Below are 11,562 nucleotides of genomic sequence, written 5' to 3'. Positions count from 1 at the left end.
GGACGAGCACTGTCCCCGTGGCGAGGGAGCTTGCTCCCGTTGGGGTGCGAAGCGCCCCCAGCGCCTGGTTTGAAAAGACTGCAAAGTGGGCTTGGTAAACAAGGATTAATCGACAGCAGGTCGAGTGCGTATTTACAGGCGGCGTAGAAAGGATTTGACGATATGACGTGTGGCGTCGGTAGTGTCTATATCGTCCACGGCGCCATAAGGGTGCCACTGGCAATCGACAATCTCGTTCAAAGGCCGTGCATCCGCGATATTCACCACCGAGGCTTCAAACACATGGTGCACGGTGTCGCGGGCTTTAAGCTCCTGCAAGTACAGCAACCCGTCCACGTTCAACCCGGTTTCCTCTTCCAGCTCCCGTTCGGCCGCACCGACCGGGCGCTCGTCGCGTTCGACCTTGCCACCCGGCAAGGCCCATTTTGATCTGGCCTTGCGCACGAAGAGGATACGCCCTTCGTGTTCGCAAATGACCGTTGCGCGTATTTTCATCGTCTGTGCCCCGCAGCGGGATGAGTGTCATAAAAGTGTAATGCAATTGTCATGCTAAGTGGTTATGGCGCGCCGCGATGGGGATGTGGATACTGCTCGATTGATGAAAACGGACGAGGAAAACAGATGAGCAGCGTACGTTGGGGCATGATCGGGTGTGGCAGTGTCACTGAGTTGAAGAGTGGACCCGCTTTCTACAAAGCGCCAGGCTCGGCGCTGGTGGCCGTGATGGGGCGGCGCGAGGACGCTGTGCGCGATTATGCGTCACGTCATGGAATTGCCCGTTACTACACCAACGCCCAGGCGTTGATCAACGACCCCGAAGTGGACGCGGTGTACATTGCCACGCCGCCCGACAGCCACCTGGAATACAGCCTGATGGTGGCGGCGGCCGGCAAGCATTGCTGCGTCGAGAAGCCGATGTCGCTGAACGCCGAACAGAGCGCGCTGATGCAGCGCACCTTCGAACGTGCCGGGCTGCACCTGTTTGTTTCCTACTACCGGCGCTCGCTGCCGCGCTTCCAGCAAGTGCGCGCGTGGCTGCAGGAAGGGCGCATCGGCACGTTACGCCACCTGACCTGGACCCTGTGCAAGCCGCCGGCCGCCGAAGATGCCAGCGCCGCCAACTGGCGCACCGACCCGGCCATTGCCGGTGGCGGCTACTTTGCCGACCTGGCCAGCCACGGTTTTGACCTGTTCCAATACCTGGCCGGGGACATCGTCGAGGTCTCGGGCTTTACTGCGCGACAGGCCGGGCACTATGCGGCCGAGGACGCCGTGACGGCCTGCTGGACATTCAGTTCTGGCGCACTGGGCATGGGCTGCTGGAACTTTGTCGCTGATCGCCGGGAGGATCGAGTGGAGTTGATCGGCAGCCGGGGACGTATTCAGTTCTCGGTGTTCGAAGACCAACCGCTGCGCCTGGAGGGCGAAACGCATGAGGTGCTGGAAGTCCCGTGCCACGCACATATCCAATGGCACCACGTACTTGCCATGAACGCGCATATTCGCGGCGAAGCCGAGCACCCGTCGCTGGCGATCGAGGCATTGAAGACCGATCGGATCCTGGACAAGGTGCTGCAACGTAATCCCAATCTGCCTGGATGATGTTTCAAGGAATCGCTGAATGAAATACTGGATGGTCCTGTGGCTGGCACTTGCCACAACGGCAATGGCAGCCCCGCGTAACCAAGGGACGCCTGGGGAATTTGATTTTTATGTGTTGTCGTTGTCATGGTCGCCGACCTTCTGCCTGACGCACCCGGACAACGAACAGTGTTCGGGCAAGGGCTACGGCTTTGTGCTGCACGGTTTGTGGCCGCAATACGCGCGCGGAGGGTGGCCGGCCTCTTGCGCGCCGCAATCACGGTTGAGCCGCGAAGAGATGGACAAGGGCGCGGCGCTGTTCCCGACGCGCTCGCTGCTCAAGCACGAATGGGCCAAGCACGGCACCTGCAGCGGGCTGGAGCCGCTGGCGTACTTGGAGAAAACCGATACGGCGTTGGGCGTGGTTACCATTCCGCAACAACTGCAACCGTTCAACACGCCGGCGTCGTTGCCGGCCCGCGAGATCGAGGCGCTGTTTCGCGAGAGCAACCCGCGCATGGGCAACCATGGGCTGGCGGTGATCTGCAAAGGCAAGGTGCTGTCGGAGGTGCGTGTGTGCCTGACTAAAGACTTGGCCTTCGCCGGCTGCCCGCGCAATGTGAAAACTCAATGCCGTGATGGCGAAATTCGCATCCCCATGCAGCGCTAAGGCAGCATTGCCACGCGGTAGCGCTCGTCAAAGTCTTCGGCCAACTGCGCCAGGGTGACCTTGCCCAGTCGTTTCAACAGCAGTGCCTGGGCTTGTTCGAAGGCATCCGTGAGCGCTGCATTCACTGCCTGCTCCACCAGGCACTCGGGGTGATCGGTGGACAGGCCGATGGCGAATATCGAGGGCGTGCTCAGGGCGTTGTGAATGTCCAGCAGAGTGATTTCACTCAGTGGTTTGCCCAGGCTCCAGCCGCCCTGATGGCCCTTTTCCGAACGCACATACCCTTTCTCCTTGAGCAGCCCCAGGGTGCGCCGCACCACCACCGGGTTGGTGCCCAGCATCTGCGCGATGGTCTCCGAGGTGGCGCGTTCTTCATGGCGGCCCATATGGATCAGCACGTGGAGCATGCGCGACAGGCGCGTGTCGTTTCTCATCGATCAGCCTCAGGTTGGGTCAGTCGAAAGTATCGTTCGTAACCCGAAAAGTTGCGAGACACTTGACGGTCTATTTTTATGTAACTTATGGTGTGTCGTGAAAGTGCGCGGATAACCCCGTGCACACAACATGGAGTCACTTTCATGATGTACGACGTGATTATCGTGGGCGGCAGCTATGCCGGCCTGTCTGCGGGCCTGCAATTGGCAAGGGCGCGGCGCCAGGTGCTGGTGATCGATGCGGGGCAGCGGCGCAACCGGTTTGCCGCCACCTCCCATGGGTTTCTCGGCCAGGACGGCCAGGCGCCGGAGGTCATTGCGGCCGAAGGGCGCAGTCAGTTGATGGAGTATCCGACGGTCACCTGGGTGCAGGGCAGTGCGGTTAAGGTCAACCCACAGGCTGAGGGTTTCAGTGTACGCACCGAACATAGCGGTACGTTTCACGCCAGACGCCTGATCCTCGCCACCGGAGTGGTGGATGAACTGCCGGCGATCGAAGGCTTGAAAGAGCGCTGGGGGACGCGAGTGTTCCATTGCCCCTACTGCCATGGCTATGAACTTGGCCAAGGCCGTATCGGCGTCCTGGCAACCTCACCCCTGGCGATGCACCACGCGCTGATGCTGCCGGACTGGGGCACCACCACCTTGTTCACCAATGGTGTGTTTACCCCGGATGCCGAGCAACAGGCGCAGTTGGATCGACGTGGGGTCAGGGTGGAAAAAGCTGGCGTGCGGCGTATCAGCGGCGAGCGTGCCGACCTGGAATTGCACGATGGCAGGGTGTTCAACCTCGACGGGATCTTCACCATGTCCCGCACGCGAATCGGTCCGTTGGCCGAACAACTGGGCTGTGAATTGGCCGACGGCCCCACCGGGCCTTACCTGCACACCAACGACACTCGCCAGACCTCGGTGCCCGGCGTGTTTGCCTGTGGTGATGCATCCCTCGCCGCCGGGTCCGTGGCGCTGGCTGTGGGCGAGGGCGTACGCGCCGGGGTGGGCGCACATTTCTCGTTGATCAACGCGTGAAGCCATTGCCGCCGCAGGGGCATTTTGTTCAATACCGCTGCGCGCGGGCCTTATACCGTGGAGCCCTGTTTACGCCTCATCATAAAAAGGGAACCGCAATGAGCTTGATCATTTCCATGGCCGCCTTCGCCCTGGCCACGTCCATCACGCCGGGACCGGTCAATGTGGTCGCCCTGAGTTCAGGCGCGCGCTTCGGTTTTGTCGCCAGCCAGAAGCATGTGTTCGGTGCCGCCGTTGGCTTTACCTTGCTGTTGGTACTGATCGGCCTGGGTTTGCACGAGGTGCTGCTGCGCTGGCCCGTCCTGACCCAACTGATCCAGTGGGGCGGGGTGGCTTTCCTGCTGTACATGGCCTGGAAACTGGCGGTGGATGACGGTCGGCTTGACGCGGAGGGCGGCGCGACCGCGCCGTCGATGCTCTACGGCGCGATCATGCAGTGGCTCAACCCCAAGGCCTGGCTGGCCTGCGTGGCGGGGATGGGCTTGTTTGTGGCCGACGGCGACGCGGCGCAGGTCTGGTTGTTTGCCAGCCTCTACCTGGTGATCTGCTACCTGTCGGTGGCGTGCTGGGCCTATGCCGGGACCTTTTTACGCCGTTACCTGGACAATCCCCGCGGCGTGCGCCTGTTCAACCGCTCGATGGCCGCGTTGCTGGTGGCCAGTGTGGGTTATTTGCTGATGGCTTGAGCACCTCGCGGTATTGCCCGGGGGTGGCGGCGAAATGTTGCTTGAAGGTGCGCTGGAAGTGCGCCTGGTCGGCAAAGCCCGCAGCAAGTGCCACGTCGGCGATCAACTCGCCCTTGCGCAGCTGGGTGCGGGCAAACTGGATGCGCTGGTTGACCAGGAACGCATGGGGCGTCAGCCCGTAGTACTGCTTGAAGGCGCGGATCAGATACGACGGCGACAGTTCGGCCGCCAAGCAGATGTCTTCGAGTTTCAACGCCTCGGTGCAGTGCACACGGATGTACTCGGCGGCCCGCTCCAGCTTGTGGTTGACCTCGCGCATCGGTGTGGGTGAAGGGTTCAGGCGCTGCTGGACTTCGCTGAAGTAACTCACCAGCGCACTCTGCTTTTGCAGCAATTCGGCCTGCTCGTTCACCAGCATCCGGTACAACGCCAGCAAGCCGCCGTACAACAGCGGGTCACGGGTATGCGGCGTATTGAACGGGCGATAACCCTGGTCGGTGCTGAAGCCCAATTGGTACTGCAGCTCGGTCAGCCAGGGCGTGTCGAGGTACAGCATATGATAGGACCAGGGCTGGTCGTGGATAGGGTTGCAGGCATGCACATCGCCGGGGTTCATCAACACCACGGTGCCGGCGCTGATCTGGAATGTATCGGCGCCGTAATGGTAATAGCTGCGCCCGGTGGTGATCGCGCCGATGGAGAAATGCTCATGGGCGTGACGGGTGTAAGTGACCTTGCGCCCGTCGGCGATGGTGCGCGCTTCGATGAACGGCAGGCGCTCGTCGCGCCAGAAGCGCGGTGCGGCGGGGAAAGGGGCGGGCGGTGTCATGGGCGCGACTCCAGGGCAGTCAAGATCAGGAACGGATCGTTGCACAGACCCTGGCGTTTGGGTAGCCGATGACTTAATAGGGTTTCAGATTGTGCAAACGCTCGTTTCGGCGTTTGTTGATCAGCAGGACCTTTTCCACATTGTTGAGGTTCTGCGTGGACTCACTCAGATCCCGGTGGTTACTGAGCAGGCATTGGTCAACGACCATCCTGGCAATCGCTTCGAGTCGTGCCGATTGCCAGGACTTCGGTATGGGGGCGGGGTCACCCTGGGTATCCGTTATGAGGGTGGCGTCCAGGGGGTGGAGCAGGACCTGCGAACGGGCGCCCGCCACGGGTTCGGAACCGGTGAGATAAGCGCTCCAATCGATCTGCAACTGAACAGGGCCTGGGGCGACCGGGTCATTCAGCAAGCCGGATGGCGGGTTGGCCAGCTGCGTGATCAGCATCTGCCTGGGAAGCAGTTGCAGCAGGTAGCGATCCCGCTGGTAGCGAACACGCAACAGGCATCCAAAATGTGCGGTGATCATCGTGTCCCGGGCAGAGGGAGATGGTTTGCGCAGCAGGTACAGTGCGATGTTTCCCTGCTCCAGGCTGACGCGCCTGGGCAGCGGCAGGCAGGACAGCAGGTAGGCAATGTACACGATATAGCTCTCACGGATGGATTCGAGCGCGGCGTGGAAGTTTTCATCAGCGTTGTGGTCCTTGAGCGTTCTCAAGGGTGGCGAAAACCTGTTGACACGTACCTGTGGCTGAATCGCCCTCCAGCGTTCCATGTGCTTTAACTCACCGGCCAGATACAGTTCGGCCAGGGAAAAGGAAATATCCTGGGTGCTGACTTGCGGATAGCGAATACCGGGTGGAAGGAAGGGCGCCGGCATGAACACGGTTTTGTCCAGGTGAGCGTTATCCGGATAGACCTCACGCAGGTACCTCAATGCCGCCTCCTTCTGATCCGGATAGGGAGTGTGCAGCGAGCCGAAGGCATCGTTGAGGGTGCGCTTCTGTTTCTCATAGGTGCGCACGGCGAGCTCGCCTTTAAAGGGCAGGTCCGTGTCCGTCGTATCCACCACGCCATTGGCACGCGCCCAGTCGAGGACGGGATCGACCGTAGGAGGCAGCGCCCAGAATTCCCGGTTGAGCGTCGTGGCAGGGTTATGGACCAGGGTCATGATGTTCTCAAGTGTCATGTACCGGCTGGCGCCAGGGGTTTTCAGCTCGATGAAATCGACGAACTGCTTGAACACGACCCAGTTCTGGTTACACAGGTAAGGCAGGGTTTCGGGGATGTTGCGCACCAGCAATTGTGGCGCGCTGCCACTGAGCAGCAAATGCGCGGCCAATGGCGCACCCTCCAGCAGCGTCTGGCGCAGGAGGGCTTCAAGATTGCTGCGCACCAGTGCGCAGTTGTCACCCCAGTAGTAATCGGTGTCGATGGCCAGCCCGCCGACCAGGTTGCGTTGTGTGCCGGCCTGTTCGTCCAGGCTCAGAATCAGCGCGCTGAGCAGCAGCGTCTGCCGGCGCTGTTGCGGCGTTGTGCCATGCAGTGCTGTATCGGACCAGATGACGAGAGTGTTCAGGCGCTCGACCAATAGCTGGCTGCGCGGGCTCTGCACCATCTGGTTCAGCAGCATGTCCGCTTCGGCGCGGATCCTGGGGGCGCTCCTGCCCACCCAACAAGGTTCGCCGAGCCACTTGAACAGGGGGGCTCCATGCGCCTGTGCAAACGCCTGTTGCGCTTCGTATACCTGTCGGCGTTGTGTGCTGGATAAGGTCAGCAATGACGGCTGCGGCTGGCCCAGGCCCTGCCAGTAGTTGCCCAGCCGTGGTGTCGCAGCCCTGACGGCCCTCAGGTAGTGCGCCGCCTGCCGGGCCTGCTCCGCTGTCTTCACTTCGGGCATGCGCAGGAACTTCATCAACTGCTTGAGGGTGGCCTTCATATCACTGCGCAGCTCGCCACCCAATTGTTTGGCCAGCTCCTGCAAGGGCGTGAGACAGCGCTTGAGCGCTGGACTGGAGACGATATCGTCCGTGAGGTTTCTGCGCCTGCCGTCCCTGTCGTCCGCGCCTACGTACCCCTCTTCAGTCAGCAGTACCAGCGCCTTTTCGTCGTCGATACCGCGTTTTACGCAAATGGCGACAAATGATCTGTGCTTGATCATCATCAGCAGTTTTTCGGCGCTCTCCTCCAGCAACTGGTAGAACATCGAGTCAGTGTCCAGCTCGACCGTATCGTCGAGCTCAACCTTTTCATCGGGTTGTTTGCCAGCGCTGACTCGCTCCAGCTCTGTCTGCAGCCGATTGAAGTTATTCAGGGCGCTCAGGCTGTTTTGTTTGCGCTTGAGCCATTGCGCATCCTGGGCCGCTTCACTGCAGTACGGCTGCTCAGGCACGGATGACTGGCGCAGGCGCGCGATCAGGGCGTGCACCTCGCTGGCCTGGAGGGGGACCTCGATGGCGTAGAAGTGCATGAGCTGCGCCAGGCTCAGGCTGTTATTGGAGGCCACCTGTTCTCCCAGCAACGACGCATATTGCGCCAGGCGAATCAGCCGACCCGCCACTGGCGCACCGCCCAGGTGTGTACGCAGGCTGATGCTGGTCCCCTGGATCTGCGCGGATGAGGCCCGCAGGGAATGATCCTCGCCGGAATAAATAAAGTATTCATCGGGACCCAGCGCAGTTGGGAATGTTTGCGTGAACTCGATCGAATTGATCACGCTCTGCAGTAATTGCGCGGCTTCTTTCAAGGTGTGTGCTACGAAAGAGTCAGACCTCAGTGTGAGGCGCTGGCGGTAAGCGAGGTAGCTGTCATGGGGTTCATCCGTGGCTGCTGCGCTGGCCATGCATTGCTCGAGGTGATCGGCCAATTGCAGCAAATCCAGGTGCTGGGCGTGCATTTCATGGCGTGTCGCCGACTGCGCGCGGCCATTGTCACCCATCGTTGGAAAGGCATGGTAGGCCTGCAGCTCATCGACAACCATCCGCGCCTGGATCTGGTTTTTGGGCAACGTGTAGCCGTAGAACGCCAGCGTCAACTCGAGTGGCAATTCAAACGTACTGTGGCCGTTTGGCAAGTCGATATAGGGCACGCCCAGCTGGTTGGGATCAATGATCTCGGAGATGCCCAGGATCGGCACGGAAACTTCCAGCCAGCCTGGGTCGTCATGAAGATGAAAGGCCCTGGGTGTCATTTGGTCCTCGTGAATGACATTGGCGTGCAGGGCGCTTCCCATGACCTTGATGCTTCGATACTCCAGGTGCTGCGCGTCGGCCCATGCCAGGAACACGCTCTGGTTGATAGCCTTGCCGAACAGCACCATCCATTGGCCAAGCCTGGAGTTGCGGTCGACCGCGATCAACGCGGGAGGCCCCAGCAGCGTCCAATTGTGCGGTAAGGCGGGTGACAGCAGTGCAACCAGATTGCTGATCAGCTTCAGATCATCCTGGGTGACAAACAAGACGGGGCTGGCAGGCAGTGGCTCGGTCGCCGCAGCGGCAATCAGCGGGGCAAATTCGTACATGAATGAAGTTCCGTTTCAAGGTTGCCCAAGAAAACGCTCTTGAGCGGAGCTTCATGGTCGAGGGTTTTTACCTGCGCTTGATAGCCTGCGCCATCCGGAGTTGCTGTAGGTCGAGTAGGCAGCCACGGTGATCCGATGGCGAGGCACGCCCACGCAGGAGGTGGGCGTGCTCATCGCTCAGAAGCGCTCCGGGCAGGGCACCAGAAAGGCCGCTTCCAGCAGTTGACGCGTATACCCATGCTGCGGATCAGCGAAAATCGCTCGCGCATCGCCTTGCTCCACCACCTGCCCCTGCTTGACCACCATCAGTTGGTGACTCAGCGCCTTCACCACCGCCAGGTCATGGCTGATAAACAGGTAGGTCAGGTTGTACTTGGCCTGCAGGCTGCGCAGCAATTCCACGACCTGACGTTGTACCGTGCGGTCCAGCGCCGAGGTCGGTTCGTCCAGCAAGATCAGGCGTGGCTTGAGCACCAACGCACGGGCGATGGCGATACGTTGGCGTTGGCCGCCGGAGAATTCGTGGGGGTAGCGATGGCGTGATTCAGGGTCCAGGCCGACCTCCTTGAGCGCTGCGATAATCGCTGCTTCCTGCTCGGCTGGCGTGCCCATCTTGTGAATGCGCAGGCCTTCGCCGACGATCTCGCTGACGCACATGCGTGGGCTCAGGCTGCCGAACGGGTCCTGGAACACCACCTGCATTTCCCGGCGCAACGGGCGCACCTGTTGCTGGGTCAGCGTGTCCAACTGCTGGCCTTCGAAACGAATCCCGCCCTTGCTGGCAATCAAGCGCAGGATCGCCAGGCCCAGGGTGGATTTGCCCGAGCCGCTTTCGCCGACGATGCCCAGGGTCTGGCCCTGGGGCAGGCTGAAGTTGATCCCATCCACCGCTTTGACGTAATCGACGGTGTTGCGCAAGAAGCCTTTCTTGATCGGGAACCAGACTTTCAAATCGTCCACTTCCAGCAGCGGCGGCCCGACTTCGTTGGTGGCCGGTCCACCACTGGGTTCCGCGGCCAGCAGTTCCTGGGTGTATGGATGCTGGGGCGACTGGAACAGCGTCTCGCACTCGGCCTGTTCGACGATGCAACCTCGTTGCATCACGCAGACGCGGTGAGCAATGCGTCGCACCAGGTTCAAGTCGTGGCTGATCAGCAGCAAGGCCATGCCCAGGCGTGCCTGCAACTCCTTGAGCAACTCCAGGATCTTCAACTGCACGGTGACGTCGAGGGCCGTGGTCGGCTCATCCGCGATCAACAGCTCTGGCTCATTGGCCAGGGCCATGGCGATCATCACCCGCTGGCGCTGGCCGCCCGACAGTTCGTGGGGCAGAGCCTTGAGCCGTTTGTGCGGCTCGGGGATGCCCACCAGCTCCAGCAACTCCAAGGTGCGCCGGGTCGCGACCTTGCCGGTCAGGCCCTTGTGCAGGCCCAGCACTTCGTTGATCTGTTTCTCGATGCAGTGCAGCGGGTTCAACGACGTCATTGGCTCCTGGAAGATCATCGCGATGCGGTTGCCGCGAATATGCCGCAGGGTCTTTTCCTTGAGGGTCAGCAGGTCTTGCCCGGAATAGGTGATGGTGCCGGACGGGTGTCGGGCCAGCGGGTAGGGCAGCAGGCGCAGGATCGAGTGGGCGGTCACCGATTTGCCGGAGCCGCTTTCGCCGACCAGGGCCAGGGTTTCGCCGCGCTTGATATCGAAGCTGACGTTGTTGACCACGCGGTGGTGATGCTCGCCCGTGACGAACTCGACGGAGAGGTCGCGGATTTCGATCAGATTGTCCTGATTCATCTCATTTCCTCGGGTCAAAGGCATCGCGAGCGGACTCGCCGATAAACACCAGCAAGCTCAACATGATCGCCAGCACGGCAAACGCGCTCATGCCCAGCCATGGTGCCTGCAGGTTGGATTTGCCCTGGGCCACCAGCTCCCCCAGCGAGGGCGAACCGGCCGGCAGGCCAAAGCCGAGGAAATCCAGGGCGGTCAGGGTGCCGATGGCGCCGGTGAGGATGAACGGCATGAAGGTCATGGTCGAGACCATGGCATTGGGCAGGATGTGGCGGAACATGATCGCGCCGTTTTGCATCCCCAGTGCCCGGGCCGCGCGCACGTATTCGAGGTTCCGCCCGCGCAGGAACTCGGCGCGCACCACGTCCACCAGGCTCATCCAGGAAAACAGCAGCATGATCCCCAGCAGCCACCAGAAGTTCGGTTGCACGAAGCTGGCGAGGATGATCAGCAGGTACAGCACCGGCAAGCCGGACCAGATTTCCAGGAAGCGCTGTCCGGCCAGGTCGACCCAACCGCCATAGAAGCCCTGCAAGGCCCCGGCGATCACGCCGATGATCGAGCTGAGCACGGTCAACGTCAGGGCAAACAGCACCGACACTCGGAAGCCGTAGATCACCCGCGCCAGCACATCGCGGCCCTGGTCGTCAGTGCCCAGCAGGTTGACGCTCGAAGGCGGCGCGGGGGCCGGTACCTTCAGGTCGTAGTTGATGCTCTGGTAGCTGAACGGGATCGGCGCCCACAAGGTCCAGGCGTCCTTGGCCTTGAGCAGTTCCTGGATATACGGGCTCTTGTAGTTGGCTTCCAGCGGGAACTCGCCGCCGAAGGTGGTTTCCGGGTAGCGCTTGAGGGCCGGGAAATACCAGTCGCCGTCGTAGTGCACCGCCAGTGGCTTGTCGTTGGCGATCAGCTCCGCGCCCAGGCTCAGCCCGAACAGGATCAGGAACAGCCACAGCGACCACCAGCCACGCTTGTTGGCCTTGAACCGCTCGAACCGGCGGCGATTGAGGGGGGACAGGTTCATC

10 protein-coding genes are annotated in these 11,562 nt (G+C 61.3%); 4 read left to right on the top strand and 6 right to left on the bottom strand.

Translation table 11 applies throughout. The features are described 5' to 3' along the window. Window positions 1-132: 132 nt before the first annotated feature. Entirely contained in the window at window positions 133-495 is a 363-nt protein-coding gene (locus tag HDC32_RS24570; protein ID WP_184745849.1) for an NUDIX hydrolase, read from the bottom strand. A 126-nt stretch (window positions 496-621) separates the two neighbouring features. Here HDC32_RS24570 and HDC32_RS24565 point away from each other — a divergent pair, with 126 nt between their 5' ends. Continuing rightward, window positions 622-1,602 carry a Gfo/Idh/MocA family protein gene (locus HDC32_RS24565; RefSeq protein WP_131700637.1) on the top strand — a complete coding sequence of 327 codons (981 nt, stop codon included), beginning with the start codon at window positions 622-624 and terminating at the stop codon, window positions 1,600-1,602. A gap of 19 nt (window positions 1,603-1,621) precedes the next feature. Next, window positions 1,622-2,251 carry a ribonuclease T2 family protein gene (locus HDC32_RS24560; RefSeq protein WP_145337266.1) on the top strand — a complete coding sequence of 210 codons (630 nt, stop codon included), beginning with the start codon at window positions 1,622-1,624 and terminating at the stop codon, window positions 2,249-2,251. Here HDC32_RS24560 and HDC32_RS24555 read toward each other — a convergent pair. Next, entirely contained in the window at window positions 2,248-2,685 is a 438-nt protein-coding gene (locus HDC32_RS24555; protein ID WP_184745847.1) for an Rrf2 family transcriptional regulator, read from the bottom strand. The genes HDC32_RS24560 and HDC32_RS24555 overlap by 4 nt on opposite strands. Before the next feature lie 144 nt (window positions 2,686-2,829). On the opposite strand from HDC32_RS24555, the gene HDC32_RS24550 reads away from it, so the two are divergent. Together HDC32_RS24550 and HDC32_RS24545 are read left to right on the top strand one after the other, a co-directional pair. Next, complete coding sequence (locus HDC32_RS24550; protein WP_184745845.1) at window positions 2,830-3,714, top strand: NAD(P)/FAD-dependent oxidoreductase; 885 nt, start codon at window positions 2,830-2,832, stop codon at window positions 3,712-3,714. A gap of 98 nt (window positions 3,715-3,812) precedes the next feature. Next, a complete protein-coding gene (locus HDC32_RS24545) occupies window positions 3,813-4,400 on the top strand; it encodes a LysE family translocator (RefSeq protein ID WP_184745843.1) in 588 nt (195 codons plus the stop codon). Here HDC32_RS24545 and HDC32_RS24540 read toward each other — a convergent pair. The 4 genes from HDC32_RS24540 to HDC32_RS24525 all read right to left on the bottom strand — a co-directional run bounded on the left by HDC32_RS24540 (window position 4,342) and on the right by HDC32_RS24525 (window position 11,561). Continuing rightward, on the bottom strand, window positions 4,342-5,229 hold the full coding sequence (locus tag HDC32_RS24540) for an AraC family transcriptional regulator (RefSeq protein WP_184745841.1): 888 nt from the start codon (window positions 5,227-5,229) through the stop codon (window positions 4,342-4,344). The genes HDC32_RS24545 and HDC32_RS24540 overlap by 59 nt on opposite strands. A gap of 73 nt (window positions 5,230-5,302) precedes the next feature. Then, complete coding sequence (locus HDC32_RS24535; RefSeq protein WP_184745839.1) at window positions 5,303-8,749, bottom strand: hypothetical protein; 3,447 nt, start codon at window positions 8,747-8,749, stop codon at window positions 5,303-5,305. A 177-nt stretch (window positions 8,750-8,926) separates the two neighbouring features. Next, window positions 8,927-10,540, bottom strand: a complete 1,614-nt coding sequence (locus tag HDC32_RS24530; RefSeq protein WP_184745837.1) for an ABC transporter ATP-binding protein — start codon at window positions 10,538-10,540, stop codon at window positions 8,927-8,929. Between the two features lies 1 nt (window position 10,541). Further along, complete coding sequence (locus tag HDC32_RS24525) at window positions 10,542-11,561, bottom strand: ABC transporter permease (RefSeq protein ID WP_053134921.1); 1,020 nt, start codon at window positions 11,559-11,561, stop codon at window positions 10,542-10,544. Window position 11,562: the final 1 nt, after the last annotated feature.

The sequence above is a fragment of the Pseudomonas sp. JAI120 genome (assembly GCF_014207255.1).
Taxonomy (GTDB): domain Bacteria; phylum Pseudomonadota; class Gammaproteobacteria; order Pseudomonadales; family Pseudomonadaceae; genus Aquipseudomonas.
Note: the sequence above shows the minus strand (reverse complement) of the source record. Positions and strands in the feature narration are given on the sequence as shown.